The sequence below is a fragment of the Lacinutrix sp. MEBiC02404 genome (assembly GCF_053601575.1).
In genome coordinates, this window is the sequence record NZ_JBSHNV010000220.1 from 256,592 (window position 1) to 282,199 (window position 25,608).

At 32.7% G+C, this 25,608-nt stretch carries 22 protein-coding genes; 15 read left to right on the forward strand and 7 right to left on the reverse strand.

The window, feature by feature from the left end; genetic code table 11:
* Positions 1–6: 6 nt before the first annotated feature.
* The 4 genes from ACVCXO_RS15595 to ACVCXO_RS15610 all read left to right on the forward strand — a co-directional run bounded on the left by ACVCXO_RS15595 (position 7) and on the right by ACVCXO_RS15610 (position 2,739).
* Positions 7–756 (forward strand): prolipoprotein diacylglyceryl transferase, encoded by a 750-nt coding sequence (locus ACVCXO_RS15595; RefSeq protein WP_452230519.1) that lies wholly within the window; start codon positions 7–9, stop codon positions 754–756.
* A 117-nt stretch (positions 757–873) separates the two neighbouring features.
* Positions 874–2,265: a radical SAM protein gene (locus tag ACVCXO_RS15600; protein ID WP_452230520.1), complete on the forward strand. Its 1,392-nt coding sequence runs from the start codon at positions 874–876 to the stop codon at positions 2,263–2,265.
* 1 nt (position 2,266) lies between these two features.
* Positions 2,267–2,443, forward strand: coding sequence for a hypothetical protein (locus ACVCXO_RS15605; RefSeq protein WP_452230521.1), 177 nt, complete (start codon positions 2,267–2,269; stop codon positions 2,441–2,443).
* A 92-nt stretch (positions 2,444–2,535) separates the two neighbouring features.
* Entirely contained in the window at positions 2,536–2,739 is a 204-nt protein-coding gene (locus tag ACVCXO_RS15610; RefSeq protein WP_452230522.1) for a hypothetical protein, read from the forward strand.
* On the opposite strand, the gene ACVCXO_RS15615 is transcribed toward ACVCXO_RS15610, so the two are convergent.
* On the reverse strand, positions 2,710–3,108 hold the full coding sequence (locus ACVCXO_RS15615; RefSeq protein ID WP_452230523.1) for a DUF4345 domain-containing protein: 399 nt from the start codon (positions 3,106–3,108) through the stop codon (positions 2,710–2,712). The two genes, ACVCXO_RS15610 and ACVCXO_RS15615, sit on opposite strands and share 30 nt — an antisense overlap.
* A gap of 24 nt (positions 3,109–3,132) precedes the next feature.
* The gene (locus tag ACVCXO_RS15620) at positions 3,133–4,359 is read right to left on the reverse strand and encodes a M28 family peptidase (RefSeq protein ID WP_452230524.1); all 1,227 of its coding nucleotides are present in this window, start codon (positions 4,357–4,359) and stop codon (positions 3,133–3,135) included.
* Positions 4,360–4,397: 38 nt separating this feature from the next.
* Between ACVCXO_RS15620 and ACVCXO_RS15625 the strand changes: the two genes are divergently transcribed.
* Positions 4,398–5,522, forward strand: a complete 1,125-nt coding sequence (locus ACVCXO_RS15625; RefSeq protein ID WP_452230525.1) for a TolB family protein — start codon at positions 4,398–4,400, stop codon at positions 5,520–5,522.
* A 219-nt stretch (positions 5,523–5,741) separates the two neighbouring features.
* On the opposite strand, the gene ACVCXO_RS15630 is transcribed toward ACVCXO_RS15625, so the two are convergent.
* Positions 5,742–8,144, reverse strand: a complete 2,403-nt coding sequence (locus tag ACVCXO_RS15630; protein ID WP_452230526.1) for a TonB-dependent receptor domain-containing protein — start codon at positions 8,142–8,144, stop codon at positions 5,742–5,744.
* A 158-nt stretch (positions 8,145–8,302) separates the two neighbouring features.
* On the opposite strand from ACVCXO_RS15630, the gene lepA reads away from it, so the two are divergent.
* Positions 8,303–10,099: a translation elongation factor 4 gene (gene lepA, locus ACVCXO_RS15635; RefSeq protein WP_452231162.1), complete on the forward strand. Its 1,797-nt coding sequence runs from the start codon at positions 8,303–8,305 to the stop codon at positions 10,097–10,099.
* Positions 10,100–10,231: 132 nt separating this feature from the next.
* Here lepA and ACVCXO_RS15640 read toward each other — a convergent pair whose 3' ends face one another.
* Positions 10,232–12,097: a cation:proton antiporter gene (locus tag ACVCXO_RS15640; protein WP_452230527.1), complete on the reverse strand. Its 1,866-nt coding sequence runs from the start codon at positions 12,095–12,097 to the stop codon at positions 10,232–10,234.
* 62 nt (positions 12,098–12,159) lie between these two features.
* Here ACVCXO_RS15640 and ACVCXO_RS15645 point away from each other — a divergent pair, with 62 nt between their 5' ends.
* The 9 genes from ACVCXO_RS15645 to ACVCXO_RS15685 all read left to right on the forward strand — a co-directional run bounded on the left by ACVCXO_RS15645 (position 12,160) and on the right by ACVCXO_RS15685 (position 23,692).
* Positions 12,160–13,068 (forward strand): universal stress protein, encoded by a 909-nt coding sequence (locus tag ACVCXO_RS15645; protein ID WP_452230528.1) that lies wholly within the window; start codon positions 12,160–12,162, stop codon positions 13,066–13,068.
* Positions 13,065–15,260, forward strand: coding sequence for a SulP family inorganic anion transporter (locus tag ACVCXO_RS15650; protein ID WP_452230529.1), 2,196 nt, complete (start codon positions 13,065–13,067; stop codon positions 15,258–15,260). The genes ACVCXO_RS15645 and ACVCXO_RS15650 overlap by 4 nt, the downstream gene beginning before the upstream one ends.
* A gap of 143 nt (positions 15,261–15,403) precedes the next feature.
* Entirely contained in the window at positions 15,404–16,261 is an 858-nt protein-coding gene (locus ACVCXO_RS15655) for an MBL fold metallo-hydrolase (protein ID WP_452230530.1), read from the forward strand.
* 16 nt (positions 16,262–16,277) lie between these two features.
* Entirely contained in the window at positions 16,278–17,888 is a 1,611-nt protein-coding gene (locus tag ACVCXO_RS15660) for a S8 family peptidase (protein ID WP_452230531.1), read from the forward strand.
* A 62-nt stretch (positions 17,889–17,950) separates the two neighbouring features.
* Complete coding sequence (locus ACVCXO_RS15665; RefSeq protein ID WP_452230532.1) at positions 17,951–19,756, forward strand: M1 family metallopeptidase; 1,806 nt, start codon at positions 17,951–17,953, stop codon at positions 19,754–19,756.
* Positions 19,757–19,904: 148 nt separating this feature from the next.
* Positions 19,905–20,285: a ribonuclease P protein component gene (locus ACVCXO_RS15670; protein ID WP_452230533.1), complete on the forward strand. Its 381-nt coding sequence runs from the start codon at positions 19,905–19,907 to the stop codon at positions 20,283–20,285.
* An 8-nt stretch (positions 20,286–20,293) separates the two neighbouring features.
* Positions 20,294–21,112 (forward strand): DUF4349 domain-containing protein, encoded by an 819-nt coding sequence (locus ACVCXO_RS15675; protein ID WP_452230534.1) that lies wholly within the window; start codon positions 20,294–20,296, stop codon positions 21,110–21,112.
* A gap of 5 nt (positions 21,113–21,117) precedes the next feature.
* Positions 21,118–22,752 carry a S41 family peptidase gene (locus ACVCXO_RS15680; protein WP_452230535.1) on the forward strand — a complete coding sequence of 545 codons (1,635 nt, stop codon included), beginning with the start codon at positions 21,118–21,120 and terminating at the stop codon, positions 22,750–22,752.
* A gap of 64 nt (positions 22,753–22,816) precedes the next feature.
* Positions 22,817–23,692: an OmpA family protein gene (locus ACVCXO_RS15685; RefSeq protein ID WP_452231163.1), complete on the forward strand. Its 876-nt coding sequence runs from the start codon at positions 22,817–22,819 to the stop codon at positions 23,690–23,692.
* On the opposite strand, the gene ACVCXO_RS15690 is transcribed toward ACVCXO_RS15685, so the two are convergent.
* The 3 genes from ACVCXO_RS15690 to rpiB form a co-directional block, all read right to left on the reverse strand.
* Entirely contained in the window at positions 23,689–24,132 is a 444-nt protein-coding gene (locus tag ACVCXO_RS15690; RefSeq protein ID WP_452230536.1) for a GNAT family N-acetyltransferase, read from the reverse strand. The two genes, ACVCXO_RS15685 and ACVCXO_RS15690, sit on opposite strands and share 4 nt — an antisense overlap.
* A 74-nt stretch (positions 24,133–24,206) precedes the next feature.
* Positions 24,207–25,124: a cation diffusion facilitator family transporter gene (locus ACVCXO_RS15695; RefSeq protein ID WP_452230537.1), complete on the reverse strand. Its 918-nt coding sequence runs from the start codon at positions 25,122–25,124 to the stop codon at positions 24,207–24,209.
* A 1-nt stretch (position 25,125) separates the two neighbouring features.
* Positions 25,126–25,560, reverse strand: coding sequence for a ribose 5-phosphate isomerase B (gene rpiB / locus ACVCXO_RS15700; RefSeq protein WP_452230538.1), 435 nt, complete (start codon positions 25,558–25,560; stop codon positions 25,126–25,128).
* Positions 25,561–25,608: the final 48 nt, after the last annotated feature.

Here is a 25,608-nt window from a genome sequence, read left to right on the forward strand (position 1 = left end):
CATAATTTGCATATCCCTTTTGAACCCGTTGTATTTGGTTTCCCTATAAATATTCATCTTGTTTTAGAATATTTAGCATTTTTTATTGCCTTTAGGTATTATGTTTTTTTAAGACGAAATAGTACCGATACGATTAACACCAACAACCGATTATCTATCATTCTTGGTGCTGCTCTTGGTGCTTTAATTGGTTCGCGATTGGTTGGTTTTTTAGAAAACCCTTTCATTGCGTTGACGCAAGCAAATATTATTGAGATATTAAACACCAAAACCATCATGGGAGGATTATTTGGAGGTTTACTTGGTGTAGAGTTGGCGAAAAAAATTATTGGAGAAAAAACGTCTTCTGGTGATTTGTTCACCTTTCCTATACTTTTAGGAATATTTATTGGTCGTGTTGGATGCTTTCTTTCTGGCATTAATGAGTTTACTTATGGTAAAGAAACAGCATCGTTTTTAGGCATGGATTTGGGCGATGGCATACTGCGTCATGCGACTTCTCTTTATGAATTGGTGTTTTTGGTTTTATTATTCTTCCTATTAAAACAAATTAAAAACAAGACCGTTTTAAAAAATGGCGAATTATTCAAGATTTTCATGCTTAGCTATTTTGGGTTTCGATTTTTTATCGAATTCTTAAAGCCTAATGTTTTTTATGTTTTTGGTTTAAGTAGCATTCAGATTTTATGTGTAATTTGTTGGTTCTATTACTATCCGTTTTTGGCTAGTATATTACTGGATAGGAAAGCGCGTTAAGGATTGCAGTGTAAATCCTTTTTGTGAGGTACGAGCAAAAAGATTGCAACGTAAAGCCTGACTTTTTGTGATCCTTTGAGCAAAAAGTAACGCCAAAAATATAATAAAAACGAAAAAATGCCAGTTAGAAACTATACCTATTACGATTTTACTTTGAGCCTATGCCCCGAATGTTTAAAGCGTGTGGATGCCAAGATTGTGTTTGAAGATGGCAATGTTTATATGTTGAAACGTTGCAAAGAACATGGCAATTCTAAAGTGCTTATTGCAGACGATATTGAATACTATAAAAACATACGTAATTACAACAAGCCAAGCGAAACACCGTATACGTTTAATACGAAAACCGATTATGGTTGTCCGTATGATTGTGGTTTGTGTCCAGACCATGAGCAGCATTCTTGTTTGACGGTTGTAGAAGTTACAGATCGTTGTAATTTGACCTGCCCGACCTGTTATGCTGGTTCGTCGCCAACCTACGGAAGACATCGTACGCTGGACGAAGTAAAAGCGATGTTAGACACCATTGTTAGGAATGAAAAGGAGCCAGATGTGGTACAAATTTCTGGTGGAGAACCCACTATTCATCCGCAGTTTTGGGAAATTATGGATTATGCAAAATCGTTACCAATTAGGCATTTAATGCTAAATACGAATGGGATTAAAATTGCTAAAGATTTCGCTTTCGCGGAAAGGCTAAAAACCTACGCTCCAGATTTTGAGATTTATTTACAATTTGATTCGTTTGAAAATAGCGTGTTACGAGAACTTCGTGGTGCAGATTTAAACGATATTAGAAAACAAGCGATTGAAAACCTCAACAAATTAAATCTTTCCACCACTTTAGTGGTTACCCTTCAAAAAGGGTTAAATGATGGCGAAATAGGAAAAATAATAGAATACGCGCTGCAACAAAAGTGTTGTCGTGGTGTCACGTTACAACCAACACAAATTGCTGGAAGGCTGGAGAATTTTAATCCGGAAACGGATAGAATGACACTTACCGAAGTGCGTAGAAAAATAATGGAGCAAACTACTATTTTTAACCCAGATGATTTGCTTCCGGTGCCTTGTAATCCGGATGCTTTGGTAATGGGTTATGCGCTTAAACTAGGAGACGAAGTGTTTCCGTTAACGCGGTATATTAATCCGAATGACTTATTAGATAATAGTAAAAACACGATTATTTATGAGCAAGATTCACTGCTTCAAGAAAAAATGATAGAGTTGTTTAGTACCGGTAATTCTGTTGAAGTTGCAGAAGAAAACCTGAAATCTATTATGTGTTGTTTGCCTAATATTGATGCACCAGATTTAGGATATGACAATTTGTTTCGTGTGATTATTATGCAATTTATTGATGCCTATAATTTTGATGTACGCGCTATTAAAAAATCTTGTGTACATATTGTGGATAAGGATAATAAAATAATTCCTTTTGAAACCATGAATTTGTTTTATCGGGATGATAAAAAAGCAAGATTAGAAGAACTTAGAAACGAAATGTAATATGGGTTTCTGGTTCCTTCTTATTCTTGTTATGTTTATGCCTGCAGCAGTATTCGCTATTTATGGTAAAGAAGCAGAAAAAGGTAGTGAGAAACAAAAACAATACTACCAATTAGCTATTGTATGTTTGGTTGCTAGTTTTGTTATATATGGCGTTGTTGTATTTAGTACTTTATAAAATATGAAACGAGCATGTAATCTGCTTATTACCCAAATAAAGGGTTTATAACAAACAACATATGACCATTAAAAAACAATAAAATAAGACATATGAAAATAGTATTGCTTGAAGTAGGGAATTTAGACGGCTTAGTAATTATGATTGTTTCTATTATGTTTGGTCCAGCAATTTTACTTACTATTATTGGAGCTGCCGTATTTAAAAAGAATAAAAAAGCAGCAAAAATATTGTTTATTCTTGCTGCTGTTTATGTTATTGTAAGCTTAGGTATTTGTGGAAGTATGATGGCGTAATAACACCCAAAGTCCGTAAAAACCTAAAAATAATTCGGCAATCGTTCCAAATAGGTAACCAAAAGTTGGTTCGCCATCGAGTAGGAAACTTAAAACTCTTCCGAAACCTAAACCAAGCATAAAAATCATGTTGGTTACTAAAGCTAATTTTAGGTATTTGCTTTTAAAAACGCCCAAAACCCAAAGCGTTGAAAAACCTAAATAAAGCCCCATTATAGCCTTAAAAAAATTATACTCGTCTATGGTATTTAAATGAATATCAAACTCAGAACTTGGATTAAAACCATAAACAAAAGCAACAGGAACAACAATACTCACCGAAATGACTAAGTGTATTTTGGTAATGATGGATGTTTTGGTGATTTTCATTTTATTATATCGGATTACTAGAAGTTAAAACTGAATTTCAGCTTCCACCTGTTCTCCTGCTCTTTCTACAATAACTGTAGTTGTATCTCCTTCTTCAAACTTGGATAATCCGATCATATAGGTTGTCATATCTATCACGGCAATTTCGCCAAGTTTTACAACCACATCACCTCTTTGTAATCCTGCTTTTTGTGCTGGTTTATCTTCACTAATACCATCAATTCGCATGCCTTTTCCATCGTATAAATAATCTGGTATTACACCAAGTCCCACTTTAAAACGTGGTACATCTTCGCTTTCGTTTTTAGTTTTTCTAAAAGGAAGTTTCCCGTTATTATCTAAGTCGGTAATAATTTCAAAAATATAATTTGAAATCACTTGCATGCCGTTAAAATGTAAACGCTCTGTATCATCAGATGGTTTATGGTAATCTTCATGCTGCCCCGTAAAAAAATGCAACACCGGAATATCTGCGTTATAAAACGAAGTATGATCACTTGGTCCTACTCCAGATTCTTTTTGCACCAATTTAAATCGGTTATTATTCGCTTTTAAAGTTTGCTTAAATATTGGCGAAGTACCAACACCGTAAACCGCTAAAGTGCTATCCTTTTTTAATCTACCAACCATATCCATATTAATCATATAGTTTGCTTTTTTGGTATCTATGGTTGGGTTTTTCACAAAATAGTTAGAACCTAATAATCCCATTTCTTCACCAGAAAAAGTAATGAACAGGTAGTTGTTGTTGATATTCCCTTTCATTAATCGTTTTGCCAAGTTTAACAATACTGCTACACCACTTGCATTATCATCTGCACCATTGTGTATAGCTCTTTCGCCTCTATATAAAGAACCTTCTGCGCCATACCCTAAATGATCGTAATGTGCTCCAATAATAACGGTGTTTTCTGCTTTGTTATCTATATACCCAACGACATTGGTTCCTGTAATCGTGCTGTCTCCATCTTTTACGGTATAATTCACTTCTTGATGCGGATCTGTTTTTGGTTTAAAGGAAAACGTTTGGAAAAAACCATCGGTTCCTTTGGCATGTAAACCTAGATCCTGAAAACGCTTTGCAATGTATTCTGCTGCTTTTTGCTCACCTACTGTTCCTGTTTGTCTTCCTTCTAAAGCATCATCTGCTAAAAAGGCTACGTCTTCTTGGATAGACACTTCTGGTGCAACCATTTCTTTTTTACAAGAACTCAATAGAATTAAAAAAATGACGAGAATGCTGTATTTCATTATGATAAATATTAGTTTTACACAAAATTAGGTATTAAATGCAATTTAAGTTAAAAATCATGACTAAAAACTACGTACTTTATATATTACTTGTTTTATCTATTGTTTCCTGTAAACAGAATACCTCTAAAACTGGAGATGCTACAACAGGAGCAACAAAATGGGTAGATTCTTTAATCTATCCGGAAGAAATTCATTTTAAAAATATACGTCAAGTTACTTTTGGTGGAGATAATGCCGAAGCATATTGGAGTTTTGATGACAAGCAATTAATATTTCAATCCAATAACAAAGACTGGAATGTAGAATGCGATCAAATGTTTTTAATGGATGCGGACGAAATCTTTAAAGATAAAATCCCACCAATGATTAGCACAGGAAAAGGAAGAACTACCTGCGCTTATTTTTTACCAGATAACGAGCATATTATTTATGCTTCCACACATTTGGGAGATGCTGCTTGCCCAGAAACTCCTTTGCGTAAAAACGGAAAATATATCTGGCCAATTTATGATACCTATGATATTTTTGTAGCAGATTTAAAAGGAAATATAACCGCACAATTAACGCATGAAGTTGGTTATGACGCAGAACCAACCGTTTCTCCTAAAGGTGATAAAATTGTATTTACTTCGACTAGAAATGGTGATATTGATTTATACACTATGAATTTAGACGGAAGCGATGTAAAGCAAATTACTTTCGAATTAGGTTATGATGGAGGCGCCTTCTTTTCTCCAGATGGGACAAAAATTATCTTCCGTTCTTCTAGACCAAAAACGGAAGAAGAGATTAAAGAATACAAAGATTTGTTAACGGAAGGTTTAGTACAACCAACAGAAATGGAGCTTTATATTTGTAATGCAGATGGGAGTGACTTAAAACAATTAACCGACTTAGGAAACGCAAATTGGAGTCCGTTTTTTCACCCTAGCGGAAAGAAAATTCTATTCTCTTCTAATTTTGAATCCCCTCGCGGATTTCCTTTTAATTTATACCTAATTGATATCGATGGTAAAAACTTAGAACGCGTTACGCATAGTACTACTTTTGATGCTTTTCCGGTGTTTTCTAATGATGGTAAATACTTGGTATTCTCTTCGAATAGAAATAATGGAGGAGGACATGATACAAATTTATTTATTGCAGAATGGAGCGATTAGCGATATTCTGAAATATATTAATTCGGATACGAACTTGTTTGTTGCAGAGTGGCAGGACTAATAAATTCCTGCGTAGGCAGGAATCTTTTTATTGATTAAAATAAACCAAAGGGAAATCAAAGACTTTACAAAAAAGGTTTTCTAAATTGTCTGCAATGGTTTTATACTTTAAAAGGTTCTCTAACTTTACTAATAAGAGATTCCTGCCTTCGCAGGAATTTACTTCTCTAAACGATCTCTTTCTTTACGAGCTTTAGTACGCTCATTAGTTTCCAAAGTCGTGTTTCCAAATTTATAACTAAAGCCAAACTTTATATACCGATTATCTTGATTCGAGTATCTGGAATTATTTTGATCTAAATATTCCGCATTTACAGTAAAATCTTGTGTGTTAAACAAATCTGCTGCAGATAAGGATAAGGTTGCTTTTTTATTTAAAATCGTTTTTTTGATTGCAAAATTTGTTGCAAGTCTACCATCTACTGTTTGAAAACCCTGTTGATTTTTTCCTATATAAACGAAACCTAAGTTAGCAGATAAACTCTTGTCTTTTAAAAAGGAAAAACTATTACTTAATTCAGAATAATTAGACCAAGTATCTGTTTTTAAATGTGTATTGTTTAATGTTGCTTGATCTTGAACATTATAAAATGAGGTTACAAAGTATACAAACCAATTTTTGGTAACATTAAAATAGGTTGAAAAATCAAAACCATATTCTACCGTGCTACCTAGGTTTATTGGTGTGTAAATGATTTGATTTTCTGCATTGTCTTGAATAGGCAATTCTAAAAAATTAGCATCGGTATAGTTATAATATGCTTCAAAGGTATATCTATCTTTTATCGTCGTACCAAGAACCAAGTGATCTACAAATGCGGGTTGTAAATTTGGGTTTCCTGTTACAATCGTATTATCGTTTAAATAATACTTAAAAGGATTTAAATCTTGATAGCTAGGTCGATCTACATACCGTTTATAATTAACATACAAATTTACATTCTCTGTAACTTTATGGCTTAAATTAAAAGTAGGAAATCCTTTAAAATAGTCTTGTTTGTTTTCTTCATTTGTAATTGGAGATTCTCCCCTAATATTGGTTTCCTCGATTCTAAAACCAGTAGATAAGCTCCATTTCTTCCATTTTTTTTCATAACTAAAATAAGCAGCTAGAATATCTTCATTATAATTAAAAGCATCCGAATTATCGGTATTTAACGTTTGGTTTCCTCCTACTATATCAAACTGAGTGATATCGCTTTCTGCTACAACAAAAGAGGATTTAATTCCTGCTGAAAATGAAGATGTTTCATTTATAGTTGCACTGTAGTCTAATTGCGAAGTATAAATATCTGTTCCTTGATTTGCATGCGTGTTAAATGCATTCGATGTGTTATTTGCACTGTCCTCATAAAAATACTTGCTTAAAACACCCTGTTTTCTATTGTAATTATAAAGCGTATAATGAGCGTTTACAGATAGTTTCGCTTCGTTTTTAAAAGTATGAACATAATCTAAATCAAAGCCTAAATTGTGTTTTTGATCTCTAGATAAATTACTAGACTTAAAATTATTAGGCGTCGATGTCTCGTCATCTTCAATTAGCGTTTCGCTATTAATTTTATATTTATAATACGGAAGAAACACTAAATTAGCAGAAAAGCTTAAGGTATTAGAAACATCAAAAAAGTAGTCTAAATTTAAATTAAAATTATGCGTCTTAGACCATGTGTTTCTATCGATATTCGTATTCCATTTTTCAGAAATAGCATCGTTTTCTAAAAAATTAATCTTCTCATTGCTCTCTCTATTTATCTTGTTTTGTGTAAAGCTATAATTGGCAAAAACATTAATTTTTTCTGTTTTATAAAAATTTGTTGTTCCTACATTACTTCTTGGAAAAACACCTTGTGTGTAATTTGTAAAAACAGAACCTCTATAGCCTGTTATTAAATTCTTGTCCATTACAATATTTAAAACAGCACCACTAGAAGCATCATATTTTGAAGGTGGATTTGTAATCACTTCAATAGATTTAATACTATTTGCCGGAGAGCCTTCTAATAATTGCGCTAACTCATCTCCAGAAAGATGTACTTTTTTATCATTAATATAAACCGTTGGAGATGCGCTTTTTATTCGAATATTATTATCGATAACCAAAACGCCAGGAGTGCTTCTTAAAACCTCCATCATATTACCTTCACTTAAAGCTGTATTTGCTACATTAAAAATTAAACGATCGGCTTCTTTTATTACTGTTGGTTTTTTTACAACTACAGCTACTTCGTCTAAATTTTCTTTAGTTTCTATTAAAGCAATAGTAGCAAGATGTACGTTTTTATCTATTTGAATTTCTTTTGTATAGGTATTAAAACCAATAAAAGAAACTTTTAAAAGGTAGTTGTTTGGTTTAATGTTGTTTAAAGAAAAGGCCCCTAAATCATTACTACTAGATCCAGAGACAATAGTAGAGTCTTGTTTATTTAAGAGAACAATATTAGCATAAGAAATAGGTGTATTTTGTGCGTCATAGATTTTTCCTTTTACAGAAAAGTCTTGACTAAATACACTTAATGGAATTATAATCAAAAATAATAAAACACTTTTTTTTAGATTCAAAATAATATTAGAATTTAAAATGCAATATACCAATAGTTTCGCACTTTTTTTTACGGTTTATCCATAAATTTATGGTTATTTTTCCTACAAAACAAAAGTGTGAAAAAGCGTAATAAATGCACTATATTTGCAAATCTTTTACAGCAGAGAATACGATTATGAAGCACATTAGAAATTTTTGCATTATTGCACATATTGATCACGGAAAAAGTACACTTGCCGATCGTTTACTCGATGCAACAGGTTCTGTTACTGCTCGTGAACAACAAGCGCAACTTTTAGATAGTATGGATTTAGAGCGCGAACGTGGAATTACCATCAAGTCGCATGCCATACAAATGGAATATACATACGAAGGACAAGAATACATATTAAACCTTATTGATACTCCTGGTCACGTAGATTTCTCTTACGAGGTTTCTCGATCTATTGCTGCCTGTGAAGGCGCTTTGCTAATTGTAGATGCCGCACAAAGTATTCAAGCACAAACCATTTCAAATTTATATTTAGCACTGGAGAATGATTTAGAAATTATTCCTGTACTGAACAAAGTAGATTTACCTAGTGCAAACCCTGAGGAAGTAACCGATGATATTGTAGATCTTTTAGGTTGTGATCCAGAAGACGTTATTCACGCAAGTGGAAAAACAGGTTTTGGTGTAGAGAATATTTTAAAAGCAATTATAGAGCGTATTCCTGCTCCCAAAGGAGATCCAGACGCACCTTTACAAGCCTTAATTTTTGATTCTGTTTACAATACATTTAGAGGTATTGAAACCTATTTTAGAGTTTTTAATGGCGAAATTAAAAAAGGACAAAAAATAAAATTTGTTGCTACAGATAAAGAATATAATGCCGATGAAGTTGGTACCTTAAAACTAACACAAGTTGCAAAACAAAGTGTAAAAACGGGGGATGTAGGTTATCTAATTACCGGTATTAAAACAGCAAAAGAAGTAAAAGTAGGAGATACAATTACTGATTTTGCAAACCCAACAACCAATATTGTAGAAGGTTTTGAAGATGTAAAACCAATGGTATTTGCAGGAATCTATCCGGTAGACACCGAAGATTACGAAGAGCTTAGAAACTCTATGGAAAAATTACAATTAAACGATGCTTCTTTAGTTTTTGCTCCAGAAAGTTCTGCGGCATTAGGTTTTGGTTTCCGTTGTGGATTCTTAGGAATGCTACACATGGAAATTATTCAAGAACGTTTAGAGCGTGAGTTTGATATGACGGTTATTACAACGGTTCCCAATGTATCTTACAACGCGTTTACAAACAAACATCCAGACAAACCGTTTATAGTAAACAACCCTTCCGATTTACCAGATCCTTCTACCGTAAATCGTGTGGAAGAACCTTTTATTAAAGCAACCATAATTACAAAATCGGACTTTGTTGGTAACGTGATGTCGCTTTGTATCGAAAAGCGTGGTATGATTATAAATCAAACGTATTTAACCTCTGTACGTGTGGAGTTAACTTTTGAAATGCCTTTGGCAGAAATTGTTTTCGATTTTTATGATCGTTTAAAAACAGTATCTAAAGGATATGCTTCTTTTGATTACCATCCAATTGGAATGAAAGTATCGAAACTAGTACGATTAGATGTTTTATTAAATGCACAACCAGTAGATGCACTTTCTGCACTTATACACGCAGATAATGCACATAATATTGGTAAGAAAATGTGTGAAAAACTGAAGGAATTAATTCCGAGACAACAATTTGATATTCCAATTCAAGCAGCAATTGGAGCAAAAATTATTGCTAGAGAAACAGTAAAAGCGTTACGTAAAGATGTAACTGCAAAATGTTATGGTGGAGATATTTCACGTAAACGTAAACTTTTAGAGAAACAAAAGAAAGGTAAAAAGCGTATGCGTCAAGTTGGTAATGTAGAAATACCACAAGAAGCATTTATGGCTGTTTTAAAGCTGAATGATTAAAGCTAAAACACAACCTTTTCTTTTATAAAATAAAAAATCCCTTTTTTCAAAGGGATTTTTTATGTCTAATTGGTAACGGTTAAATACCGCAAAAAGTGTTCAAAGTAGTTCTGTGTTTAGATCGATTTATGTTTAAGAAATGTTAACCTTCTCCGGAACTAATGCAATATTTTCCACATCAAAAGGTTTTCCTAAATACACCAATTGGCAATTTTCACCTATATCTTGTATTTCTGTATTATAAGAAGATATAATATGCAATTCGCCATCATCATCTTTAAAGAATAAAGGAATGATGTTTTTGTTACTATTTGTAATTTCTATTAAGTTTTTATAGTGCTCTTTATTTTCAATATCGATTTCTTGAATAGAAGGAAAGTTCTTTGCAACGGTAACTAAATTGTTATAATCGTCTGTATGACTAAATAAGCCTTCTTTCGGGTTGTTATTACCATCATTCATTTCCTCTTGCGTTACTAATCTAAACGAGCCATTTTCTCCAAATTCTTTGCTAAACTTATCGATAGCATATTTGTTAATCTCTGTGTTTCCTGTTAATGCCATTAAGTATCCAACATCATTCAGTTCTATATTATCCATTAAAGAATCGGAATAAATATTAGTGCTTATCGCTTCTAAACCGAGTTCTTTTGCTTTATTAATATTGTTTTGATTACTATCAATTAACACGACATGTCTTCCGTGAGATTCTAAATAATGTCCTAATAATCTAGAAACTCTAGCAGCACCAACAATTAAAATTCCATCCGATTTTGTTAAAAAAACACCAACTAGTTTTGCAAACAAACGTGCTGTTGTTGCATTTAGTAAAACGGTTCCAAGTACAATCATAAAAACCAAAGGTGTAATATACTCTGCTCCGGGAACACCTTCTTTTGCTAGTTTTAATCCGAATAAAGACGCAATACCAGCAGCTACAATTCCGCGAGGACCAACCCAACTAATAAATAATTTTTCATTCGTTTTTAACGTAGAACCTCTAGTGCTTAAAAACACACCAATAGGTCTTATAATAAATACCACAACAGCAAATAGTACTGCTGTATTCCAATTATAAATTAAATATAAATCGGTCATATTAATATTTGCAGCGAGTAATATGAAAAGAATAGAAATTAGCAAAACGCTTAAAGATTCTTTAAAATAAAGAAGTTCCTTTAAGTACGGCGAATTCGAGTTTCCTAGAACCATTCCCATGACCACAACCGCTAATAAACCTGATTCATGTGCAAAAGTATCGGCTAATACAAAAACCCCTAAAACAGCAGCTAATGCAAATACATTTAACAGGTAATGTGGCACCCATTTTTTATTGATGATAAAATTTAATGCGTGTGCAAAGGTAAATCCGAAGGTAAATCCGAAAAGAACAATTTTTCCAAATTCAATAAATGCTGTTTTGGTGAATTCTCCACCACCTTCTACGGTAATAAATTCAAAAACCAATACCGCAACCAAGGCTCCAATTGGGTCGATAAGAATGCCTTCCCATTTTAAAACTGCCGAAACATCTTTCTTTAATGGTATGTTTCTTAAAATTGGTGTAATTACAGTTGGTCCCGTAACTATTATTAATCCCGAAAACAAGAAACATAATTCCCAACTCAAGTAAAAGATATAATGTGCTGCAACTGCTGCCCCAAAGAAAGTAACTAAAGATCCTATGGTTATCAATTTAGTAATAACAGGTCCGACGTTTTTAATTTCGTTAGTTTTAAGCGTTAAACCTCCTTCAAAAAGGATAATACTAATCGCTAACGACACAAAGTAGAATAAGCTTTCACCAGGAAATAAGCCTTCTTCTCCATTCCAAATAGGTTCAATCCATTTGGTACCATCTTGAGATAAAAATTCTGCAGCAATTGGCCCTACCAATAAACCGATAAGAATTAAAGGTAAAATGGCTGGTATTTTAAATTTCCAAGCAACCCATTGCGCCAATATTCCTAAAATAATAATTCCAGCTAATTCTAACATCTACGTTTTTTTTGCGTGAAAATACTAAATAATTACAATTATAATGGATATCTATTTACAATATGAGTTTAGAGTTTTTAAAAAAATACTATCTTTCAAGTCCTAAAACGAATGAAAATATAGTGTTATTAAAACCTTTTCATACTATTGGAATTGGCGTCACCTTTTCCCCAAATTTAAAAGCTAATGTTTTTGAAGCATCTCGTTTAGCGCTAATTTTTCAAAGTAAACTAACGCTTATTCATGTTGGCGCGGAGTCTTCAGAAAAAATTAAGAAATTTAAAAACCTCTTGGAACCTTTTGTTTCGCAGTCTTTAACGTATGATATTGTTTTTAAAACGGGAGATCCTGTAGATGTTATTTTATCTGTTGCTGAAGAAAAAAAAATAGACCTTCTAATTTTGGGCGCTTTAAAACAAGAAAACTTTTTAAAATATTATGTAGGTTCTATTGCTAGAAAAATAACACGTCAGGCAAAATGTTCTGTATTGTTGCTTATCAAGCCTTCCATAGAAAGAATGCCTTGTAACCACGTCGTTGTAAATGGTTTAAAGGATCCAAAAACGGAAAACACGATTGCTTCCGCTTTTTATGTTGCCAACCGTTTAGGTTCTGAAAAAATTACGATAGTTGAAGAAATTACGCAAGACAAAATAACGGTTAAGGTAGATGATGACAAGTCTTTAAGAAAAGCCAACATTGTAAAAGAACGTTTAAAACTACGTGAAACTGCTAGAGTAAATAGTATTATAAAAAATATACCGGTAGATCATACCAAAGACATTGTTATAAAATCACAACCCATTTTTGGAACCAAAGGATATTCTATTGGTCATTATGCACAAATTGCTAGAGCAGATTTGTTGATTATGAATGCGCCAAGTAAAATGACTTTTTGGGATCGATTATTTCCGCACGATATAGAACATATTTTAACCGAATTACCAACAGACGTACTCATCATTCAATGATAAAAAAAGAAAAGAAAATAATGTCTTTTTTTAAAGCATTACCAAAAAACATTTTTTCTGGTTTTGTGGTAAGTCTTATTGCTTTACCATTAGGTTTAGGTTTAGCAATGGCTAGTGATGCGCCACCAATTTCAGGAATAATCGCAGCCGTTGTAGGTGGGCTGCTTGTTTCTATATTAGGAGGAAGTAATGTTACTATTACTGGTCCTGGCAACGGTTTGGTTGGTGTACTTTTAGTAGCGATTACCACCTTAGGTTTAGAAAGTGCATACGCCGCTATTATATGCTCTGGTGTCTTTTTACTGGTTCTAGGTTTTTTACGTTTAGGTAAACTGGCAGATTTCTTTCCCTCTTCTGCAATTCAAGGGATGCTTGCTGCTATCGGACTCATTATTCTTGGCAAGCAATTTCATATTATGCTAGCGCATAAAATTAAACGTGATGATACTATAGATTACTTATTAGAAATACCGGTTACCATAAATGATGCTATACATTATGATAAAACTGGGCTTATTTTTGCTGCTTTAGCTGGAGTACTAAGTCTTATTATAATGGCCTTTTACGGAAAAATTAGAAATAAATATTTTCAACTCATTCCTGCTCCCATGTGGATCGTTATTTTGTCTATTGGCTTTAGTTATTATTTTGAATTGGTTGCACTTGAAAACAATCCTATTGCTTCAGAATACATGATTTCTGGCATTCCTTCCTTTCAAGAAATCATTTCACAATTACCAACGGTTAACTTTAGTAAAATAGGAAGTCTGCCATTTTGGTCTAGTGTTTTAGCATTAACGCTTATTTCTAGTATAGAATCCCTTTTAAGTATTAAAGCGGTAGATAAATTAGATCCAGAAAAAAGACGATCTAATGTGAATAGAGATTTAAAAGCGCTAGGTTTAGCAACTATTGGTTCTGGTTTTCTTGGTGGTTTAAACGTGGTAACTGTAATAGCAAGAAGCTCTGTAAACGTTAATAACGGTGGTACTAACCGTTCTTCTAACTTTTTTCATGCTACTTTTTTAGTAATATTCATTCTTCTTTTTAGCACACAGTTAACCAGAATACCGCTGCCTGCTTTAATGGCTATTTTAGTATATACCGGTTACAAATTAGCTTCGCCAGAAAACATTAAGAAAATATTTTCTATTGGTAGAGAGCAACTAATCATCTTTTTTGTAACGCTTATTTTAACACTTAAAGTTGGCTTAATAACAGGAATTCTTTCTGGTGTTTTAGTCACCTTTTTAATACATATATTTATCAATAAAAGTTTTTCTTTATTCGCAAGAAACGTATTAAAACCGAATGTTTTAATGTATAAAGAGGAAGATAGCGCAGGTAATTATTACGTAAGTGTAAAGCATTTTTGCAGCTTCTTAAATTATTACCGATTAAAAGAAAAACTAAATGCAGTTCCTGAAAACCAAGATATTATTGTAGACTTTTCACTTTGTGATTTTGTAGATCATACGGTTATGGAAAACTTGAATAACTATCAAGAACTTTTTTCAAAAAGAGGAGGCCATTTTGAAGTTGTAGGTTTAGATCTTCACGATACCGATTCTAAGCACCCATTTGCATTAAGACGTTTACTTCCTGTGCCAAATGTTATTAAAAAAAGTTTAACAAAAAGACAAACGAGTATTGAAACTTTAGCCGAAGATTATGCGCTAAGTTATGTGTCTAAAAAAGAAAAAAATGTTTCCTATTTAGATCATTTTCTATTTTTTAAAACAAAGCATGTCAATCATATAAACAACCAACTTTGTTCTAAAAACAAAGAATTAACCATGTTTGATATCGAATTTTCTGAAGGAGAATTTATAGCAAAAGAAGTCGTTAGATCGACCATGCTTCATATCCAATTAGATACCAACATTCCGGAGTTTACTTTAGATAGAGAAGGCTTTCTTGAAAAAGTATATGCTTTTGCTGGTTTTAAGGATATTCCTATTCAAGATCATGACGATTTTTCAAAACGATTTTATCTGCTTGGCGAAGACGAACAAGCAATTAAACAGTATTTTAATGATGACATTACCCATTTTTTTGAAAGCAATCCGTATTATCACGTGGAATCTAACGGAAAAGCATTGCTCGTTTTTAGTAAAGAAAGACACGCAAGTATCAAAGAAATTAAAGCCCTTTTCGATTTTGGTAAACGTTTAAAACAAGTTATTTCTTAATAAATTCTTAACGTTTTATAAATAACGATTCCTATTTAGTAATTTGCATACTTATGGAAACATCCATAACTAAAATTGGATACCCAAGAATAATGTTTAATGGATGCTACATGTGACCATTGAAAAACAATAAACATAAACACATGAAACTATATCCTATAAATTCCGGAAATTTTAAGCTAGATGGTGGTGCCATGTTTGGTGTTGTTCCAAAATCTTTATGGACCAGAACCAATCCTGCAGATGCCAACAATATGATTGATATTGCAGCACGCTGTTTATTAATTGAAGACGGAAATCGCCTAATTCTCATTGATACAGGAATGGGAAACAAGCAAAGTGAAAAATTTTACGGTTACTACCACCTTTGGGGAAATGACTCTATTGACAAATCCTTAAAATCTCATGGTTTTCATCGTGATGATATTACAGATGTTTTTATGACGCATTTACACTTTGACCATTGTGGCGGAAGTGTACAATGGAATAAATACAAAACAGGTTATGAGCCTGCTTTTAAAAATGCGCATTTTTGGAGTAATCAAGACCATTGGAAATGGGCAACACAGCCTAATAAAAGAGAGGTCGCTTCCTTTTTAAAAGAAAATATTCTTCCTATGGAAGAAAGTGGTCAACTAAAATTTACTGCACTTCCGCAAAAAGAAATTCTAAAAAATTCTGCTTTAGGTTTTGATATCTTTTTCGCTAACGGTCATACCGACAAACAAATGATTCCTATGATTCAGTATAAAGGAAAAACCATTTGTTTTATGGCAGATTTATTACCTACCGTTGGTCATTTACCAATTCCGTTTGTAATGGGTTATGACACGAGACCTTTATTGACTTTAGACGAAAAAGAAAATTTCCTCAATTTAGCGGCAGATAATAATTATTACCTATTTTTGGAACACGATGCAAACAACGAAATTATTACAGTAAAACATACAGAAAAAGGAGTACGACTAGACAGCCTTTTTACCTGTAATGATATATTTTAAAAACTAAAACCTAATTATGAAAATTATTAAACCTTTTTTACTAGTAGGAAGCTTAGCGCTTGTTTTAACTAGCTGTGGTGGTGGAGCAGAAATTTTATCTACACCTCTTGAAAACATTGATACTGTTTCTTTAAAAGAAGCAGACTTAACCGAAAACGAAAAAAATAACTGGAGTCATTTGGATCTTGTAAAAGATACTATTCCAGGAATGAGCGTAGATAAAGCGTACGCTGAAATTATAAAAGGAAAATCTGGAAAAACAGTAATTGTTGCTGTTATAGATTCTGGAATTGATATTAATCATGAAGATTTAAATGGTGTAATTTGGACGAATACTAAAGAAATTGCTGGAAACGGAATTGATGATGATAAAAACGGTTATATAGATGATATCCATGGTTGGAATTTTCTAGGTGATGGTTATGATGAGCAATTAGAAATGACAAGAATAGTGGCAAAAGGAGATACAAGTGTGCCTCATTTTGCGGAAGCTAAAGCTGGTTTAGAAGAAGGAATTGCAGGAATGGTTCCAACAAAAACACGTTATGAACAAATTTATGCGTCATTAGTAGAAGCAGATAAAGATTTTACTGCACATTTTAAAACTGCTGATTACACAAGTGATCAAGTTAAAAATTTAGAAACTACAGACGAAAAGTTAACAGAACACAAAGGTGTTGCTGCACAAATGGTAGGTTTTGGTTTACCAAGTATACAAGTAGCTAAAAAAGAATTAAAAGGTGCCTTAGACGGTTTAGTCGGAAGATTAAACACCAACTATAACGTAGACTTTAAAGGAAGAAAAACTAGTGATAATCCAGATGACTTTAACGATAAGCCTGGTTATGGAAATGCAAATGTTTTACCTATTGCAGATGACGAAATTCATGGAACGCACGTTACTGGAATTATAGCAGCAGTACGCAACAATGGTAAAGGAGCAAATGGTGTTGCTAATAATGTTAAAATCATGAGTATTCGTGCCGTACCTAATGGGGATGAGTATGATAAAGATGTAGCAAAAGCAATTCGTTATGCAGTAGATAATGGAGCAAAAGTTATTAACGGAAGTTTTGGTAAAAGCTTTTCTCCACATAGTGACTGGGTAAGAGATGCTATTAAATATGCTAGTGATAATAATGTTGTTTTTGTACACGCTGCAGGAAACGATGGCAAAAATGTAGATACGGAAGCTAATTTTCCAGATGATAACGTAAACTATGTAGAAATTAGTAACACTTACATTCGTGTTGGTTCATTAGCATCTAAATATGGTTCTTCTATGGTTTCTGGTTTTTCTAATTACGGAAATAAAAACGTAGATGTTTTTGCTCCAGGATCTCAAATCTATTCTACATTCCCAAATAATGAATATAAAGCGATAAGCGGAACGTCTATGGCTTCTCCTGCTGTTGCTGGTGTTGCTGCTTTAATTTGGTCTCAATATCCAAAATTAACTGCTGCACAAGTAAAACAAATCATTATGGATTCTGGTTTACCGATTAATCAAAAAGTAGTTGTTGGTGGAGACGCTAGTGACGTAAGAGATTTTGGTACCTTATCCAAATCCGGAAAAATGGTAAATGTATATAACGCCTTAATTATGGCACAGCAATTATCTAAATAATACAAACTAACAAAAAAGGCATCAAGATAATTGATGCCTTTTTTATTTAATAATTTATACAGATGAAAAAATTATTTCTTGTCGCACTTGGTATCTCACTTGTTTCTTGTGGTTCTACTAATTCTGTTTCTTCCATACCAGAAACACCAACGACTCCAACAACTTCTATTACGCAATCCACATATTGGCAACAACATGTAGATTACAAAATGGATATTGATATGGATGTAAACAACTTTCAATACCAAGGGAAACAAAACTTAGTATATACCAACAACTCTCCAGATGTTTTAACCAAAGTATACTATCATTTATTCTTTAATGCATTTCAACCAGGAAGTGAAATGGATGTACGTTCCCGTACCATTACAGATCCAGATCCTCGTGTAGGAGACCGAATTAGTAAATTAAGTCCAAATGAAATTGGATATATTAAGGTTTCTTCCTTAAAACAAAACGGAACATCTTTAAGTTATGAAACCGTTGGTACCGTTTTAGAAGTAGATTTAGCTAAACCAATTCAACCAGGAGAAAAAGTAACTTTCGATATGATTTTTAACGCACAAGTTCCTGCGCAAATCCGTCGTTCTGGAAGAAATAATAAAGAAGGAGTTGCCTTATCCATGACACAATGGTATCCTAAACTTGCAGAATATGATTTTGAAGGTTGGCATGCAGATCCTTATATAGGAAGAGAATTTCACGGTGTTTGGGGAGATTTCAATGTAAATCTAACTATCGATAAAGATTATGTAGTTGGTGGAACAGGTTATTTACAAGGAAATCCAGAAGTAAACGGAAACAAAAAAACACTTCGTTTTAAAGCACCTAATGTGCATGATTTTACTTGGGCAGCAGATCCAGATTACATTCATGACACCATGCAAGTACCTAATGGACCATTGCTAAATTTCTATTACAAAAAAGATTTACCAGCAGAAAACCTTAAATTTTGGAAAGAATTTCAACCTAAAATTGTTGAATTGATGCAATATTTTTCAGAAAACATCGGTAAATACCCTTATGATCAATACTCTATTATTCAAGGAGGAGATGGAGGAATGGAATATGCTATGTCTACTTTAATTACTGGAAAACGTAGCTTTGGTAGCCTTATTGGCGTAACAGCTCACGAAATGGCACATGCATGGTTTCAGTTTTTATTGGCAACAAACGAGTCTAAACACGAATGGATGGATGAAGGTTTTACAAGCTATATTAGCGATCACGCTATGAACACTGTAATGAATAGCAATAAAGAAAACCCAACTTCTGGAGCATATAGAAGTTATTTAGGTTTAGCAACATCTGGTAAAGAACAACCTTTAAGTACACATGCAGATCGCTACAACTATAACAGAGCCTATAGCGCTTCTGCTTATAGTAAAGGAGAGGTTTTTATGGCACAATTAGGTTATGTTATTGGAGAAGAAAATTTAAAAAAGACCATTAAAAAATACTTTAATGATTTTGCTTTCAAACACCCAAGACCAATAGATATTATTCGTTCTGCAGAAAAAATTTCTGGATTAGAACTGGATTGGTATTTAATCGATTTTACGCAAACTACAAATACTATAGATTACGCGGTAAACACTATTGATGGAAACAAAGTAACCCTAGAAAGAATTGGTGTTATGCCAATGCCTTTAGACGTTACCCTAACGTATGTAGATGGTACCACCGAAGACATTTACATTCCGTTACAAATGATGCGTGGCGAAAAACCAACCACTGCTACTATTAAAGCAGATTGGGCTTGGGCGTATCCAACCTATACTTTTGAAGGTACTAAAGCAATAAGCAGCGTACTAATAGATCCTAAAGAAATGATGGCTGACATTAATAAAGAAAACAACAAGAAATAAAGAATACCTTTACTTCTTTTATAAAACCACTTGATATCGCTTCAGGTGGTTTTTTTATTACGTGTATTTCGTCTTTTTGTTTTTAAACGAAAATGAGATGCATTCTTTTTATTCCCTTTTATTACCTTTGACTCATAAAATAGCATACTTGAAATTTACTTATAACAAATCCGAAAAGCTGAAAAGCGAAAAGCTGATCACCAAACTTTTTACGGAAGGAGACTCGGTCTCGGCATATCCTTTACGTCTTGTGTATTTAGAAACAACCTTTTTGGAAGCGGTTCCTCTTAAAACAGGAGTTTCGGTTCCTAAACGGAATTTTAAAAAAGCCGTAGATAGAATTAGAATCAAACGTGTAATGCGAGAAGCTTACCGACTTAATAAACACATGGTTTTTAACAACATTACAACATCCTTTGCGTTTATGATTTTGTATGTTGGTAAAGAAAAACCAACCTACGCCATATTAGAAACGGCAACCAAAAAGATGTTTGACAAGTTTTTGATTAAAATCGCCGAAAACAAATAACATATAAAATGAAATTTCTAACTGCTCTATTAATTCTCGCGCTTCCTTTAGCTTGTTCTAATTCTAATAGCAGTAAAGAAACTTCTTATGGTAGTTTTCCTGTGGTTGACGAAATGGTTTTTGAAACATGGGCAAACACACAAGTAGCCGTTTCACTTTCAAAGGAAAACATAGAACAAAAGGTTATCAAAGAATCTTTTCTACGTTTTGAAACCCAAGATTTAGAAAAAACATATCAGGAAATATTTAGCTTCGTAAATCAGAATAAAGGTTTTATTCAAGAGGATAATTCTAGTACATCGTATAACACAATCACACGAAGTTTAATTATTAGAATGCCATCTAATGGTTTTCAAAAAACAATAGATTCGATAAGTAATCAGGTTGCTTATTTTGATTCGAAACGGATTTCTTCCAAAGACGTAACCGAAGATTTTATAGACCTTGAAGCGCGTTTACAAGCCAAAAGAACCCTAGAAACTAGATATCTAGAATTACTTTCCAAAGCAAAAAATGTAAAAGAAATTTTAGAAATAGAACGCGAACTTTCAGTCCTTAGAGAAGAAATAGAATCGAAACAAGGCCGATTAAAATACTTACAAAGCCGCGTATCCTTAAGTACTATAAACATTGACTTCTACAAAGAAACAGCAGAAAGCGGTGTAACCATTTCGTATGGAACAAAAATGGCTAACGCTATTAAATCCGGATTTAATGGTATATCTTTATTTTTTCTAGGCGTATTACATATATGGCCTTTTATACTTATTTTAGGTTTCGCTATATTTTTCTTTAAAAGATGGCTTACTAAGAAAAACAAACAATAATGCAGATGAAAACAAGACTTATAAAGAGAATACTGATTCCAATATTTGCAGCAACGATACTTTTTACAGGATCTGCTTTTAAAAATGATTTTTTTGAAATCGCTAAACAGATTGAAATTTTCACAACCTTGTTTAAAGAGATCAACATGAATTATGTGGATGAAACCAATCCAGGAGATTTAATGGATGCTGCCATAAAAAGCATGCTTTCTAATTTAGATCCGTATACCCGTTTTTACAACGAGCAAGATGTAGAAGCAGAACGTATTAAACGTACAGGAGATTACACAGGAATTGGTGCTAACGTTAGAACTTTAAAAGATAAGTTAATCATTATTGAGCCGTATAAAGATTATCCTGCAGACAAAGCTGGTTTAAAAGCTGGAGACGAAATAATTAAAATTAACAACGTATCTATTGCAGACTATAAAGAGGAAGCTGGAAACTTATTAAAAGGAGCTGCAAATTCATCGGTTTCTGTTACTTATGTACGTCAAGGAAAAGAAAATACAGCGTCTATTATGCGCTCTGAAATAGAAATTAATGCGGTGCCTCACTTTTCTATGATAGATGCTAAAACAGGCTATATTGTGCTGAGTAAGTTTAATACCAAAACAACTACGCAAACCGCTTATGCTTTAAAAGATTTAAAAACGCAAGGAGCAGAACGTATTATTCTAGATTTAAGAAACAATCCTGGAGGATTACTTCGTGAAGCGATAAGTATTGTAAACCTTTTTGTACCTAAAGGACAATTGGTAGTTACTACAAAATCGAAGGTGAAAAAATACAATAAAACGTACTATACAAAATCAGAACCTGTAGATACCGAAATTCCATTAGTGGTTTTAATAAACGGTTCTAGCGCCTCTGCTAGTGAGATTGTTTCTGGTTCTTTACAAGATTTAGACCGAGCGGTAATTGTAGGTTCTAGAAGTTTTGGTAAAGGCTTAGTACAACGACCTAAAAGCCTAACGTATGGTACACAATTAAAGGTTACTATTTCAAGATATTACACGCCTTCCGGACGTTGTATACAGGCATTAGATTATTGGAATCGCGATGACGAAGGAAATGCTGTGCGTGTAAAACAAGAAAATTATCATGCCTTTAAAACGAAAAACGGTAGAAAGGTTTTTGATGGTGGCGGTGTTTTTCCAGATGAAGATTTAGCGATCACTAAAAGCTCACCAATAACGAAAGCTATTAGTAGTAATTTCTTAATTTTTGATTTTGCTACCGATTATTATTACAAAAATAATATAGAAGATATTAATAGTTTCTTATTGAAAGATGGAGACTTCTCCGACTTTAAAAACTTTTTAAGTTCTAATAATTTTAATTTTGAAACGGAAACAGAAAAATCTTTATCTGAAGTTTTAATACAAGCAGAAAAAGAAGCGTTGGATGATGATATTCAAAAAGATTACAACACGTTGTTAGCTAATTTAAACAAATCTAAAAATAAGGCTATTGACGAAAATAAAGAGCAGATTCTTGGGTTGATAACCGACGAAATTGTAAAACGTCATAGCTACAGAGAAGGTTTATATGAATACTATAAAACACACAATCTAGAAATTAAAAAAGCTACCGAAATTTTAGCAAACCCTTCTAAATATGCGAGTTATTTAAAATAAATATAAAACGTGTATATTTAAAATCTAGATTTTTTCTGAAAGCGATCAGAAACGTTACACTATGATAAAAAAAATAATTACATATCTATTCCTTTTCATAGGTTCTTTTTGTGTCTTAGCACAAGAAAAATTAACACACGAAGTCTATTTTGAAACCGATGATTACCATGTTTTATCTACCGAAGAAAATAGATTATTATTATTTATTTCTGGTTTAGATGGCATTGATATTGAAAAGATTTCCATCTATGGTTTTTGTGATGATAGAGGAAGTGCCCACTACAATTTAACCTTATCACAAAACAGAGCAAACGCTATTAAAACCGTTTTTTCTAATAATGAATTAGACGAATCTCTAATTAGTAATGTAGATGGAAAAGGCGAAGTTTTACTAAAAATTATAAAGGAAGATCAAGTAGATAAAATACGAGGTTTAAACCGAAAAGTAGAAATTATAGTAACAAAACAAGTACCAAAAGCGAAAGAAGAAATTGTTGTAGAAACCGCTAAAGACAGTATTCCTAGAGCTAAAAATCAAAAAACGACACAAGATATTGCCAATCACAATGTAAAGGAAGGAGATAAGATTAGATTAGAAAATATTTACTTTAAAACAGGTTATGCTACGCTTGCAAAAGACTCTAAAGGTACCTTAGAAGAGATTGCGAATATATTGTTAGCAGAAGATAATATTTACTTTTCTATTGAAGGGCATGTCTGTTGCACACAAAACTCTAGAGATGCAGTAAATAGGAAAACAAATCAGCGTAATTTATCGTTAGCTCGCGCAAAATTTATTTACGATTATCTTATTAAAAAAGGAGTAAGTAAAAGACGCATGCGTTTTATTGGCATGCGTAGAAAATTTCCACTTGGTGGCGATCCTAAATTTGATAGACGCGTAGAAATTTTAATTACACATGTTGCCGAAAAACGCTAGTTTTTCAGCATTGCAATGTGTGGTATTCCATCTTCAAGGTACTCTGCTCCTATTTCATGAAACCCTAAATTATTATAGAATTTTTTTAAGTAGCATTGTGCAGAAATCTTAATAATAGTTTGGTCATAAGTCGTTTTAACAGCAGCTATAGAAGCTTCCATAATAGTATAACCATATTTATGTTTTCTTTCATTTTCTGACACTACTACTCTACCAATACTAGCTTCATCAAAGTATAATCCTGGTTTAAAAATACGCGTATATGCAACTATTTTATCGTCTTTAAAACCTATCACATGTAGTGCATTCTGGTCTTTTCCGTCTATATCTTGATACACACAATCCTGTTCTACTACAAAAACTTGGGATCGTAATTGCAATATTTCGTATAACTCTTGTGTGTTAAGTTCTTTAAAGGTTTTGGTTATAATTTTTAACATGGTTTTATATTATTTTCTGGAGCTGGATTGCTTCTCTAATTAAATGAGATTCTTTTTTTTAAGGAATAGATACATTAATCTTGTACAATTACTTCTTTAGGATCTTCTTTATTAAACTCTGGTTGAATGGTGACATGGTTAATATTAAACTGGTCATGTAATACCTTTTCAATATCTATAAGTAAATCATTAAAAGCAGTTGTAGAAATATCTTCTGTTAAGTCTAAATGTGCTTCTAAATGTAGTTCGTGATCACTTAAATTCCAGATATGTACGTGATGTATTTTATTGACTTTAGGTAGTTTATTAACAGCTCTTACTACCTCTTTTATATTAATATCGTCTGGTGTAAATAGCATTAACATTCGAGTGGATGTTTTTAATAAATCATAGCCCACCCAAATTAAATACAAAGCAATTAATAAAGTTAGTAAACTATCTACCCAAAATAATTGGAAATATTTCATTAACAATCCTCCTATTAATACGGCTACACTAGCCAACATATCTGTAAATAAATGCAGATAAGCAGAACGCATATTTATATTATTTTTAGCCTCTTTTTTAAGTAGTAAAACGCTAAATCCGTTACCTAAAATTGCTATAATAGATAACCATATTACTAAATTTGATTCTATTTCTTGCGGATTATTAAAACGTTTAACCGCTTCTATAATTAATAAAATAGCCACAATAACTAAGGTGGAAGCGTTAATAAAAGCAGCAAGAATTTCGGCACGTTTATAACCAAAAGTTCTATGTATAGATGCTTTTCTTTTAGATAATTTTGCTGCTATATAACTTACTATTAATGATATAACATCACTAAAATTATGTAATGCATCACTTAATAAAGATAGACTTCCAGAAATTAAACCTCCTATAACTTGTGCTACAGTAATTATTATATTTAAAAATATAGTAATTAACAGCTTTTGCCCTTTTAGATCTTTTGTATCCTGCGCATGGTTATGTGAGTGTACATGACTCATTTTAACAATTCACAGGAATTTTATTTACTCTATTTTGGTGACGACCTCCTTCAAATTTAGTTTCTAAAAAAGTATCTACCATTTCAATAGCTTGTTGTAATGCTGTGTACCTTGCAGGAATACTTAAAATATTAGCATCATTATGCTGTCTTGCTAGTGCGGTAATTTCTTTGGTCCAACATAATGCAGAACGAATACCTTGATGTTTATTTGCTGTCATGTTTGCACCATTACCGCTTCCGCAAATAATAATACCAAAATCTGCTTTTTTGTTTTCTACATCATTTGCTACAGGATGAACGAAATCAGGATAATCTACGCTATCATTACTATCTGTTCCGTAGTTTTTTATTGTAATTCCTTTTGCTTCTAAATGCTTGATTATAGCAAATTTATAATCTGTTCCAGCGTGATCGTTTCCGATAGAAATTTTCATTTTTTTAAGTATTAAAGTTGGTTGTTTTTAACACTATAAAGGTACTAA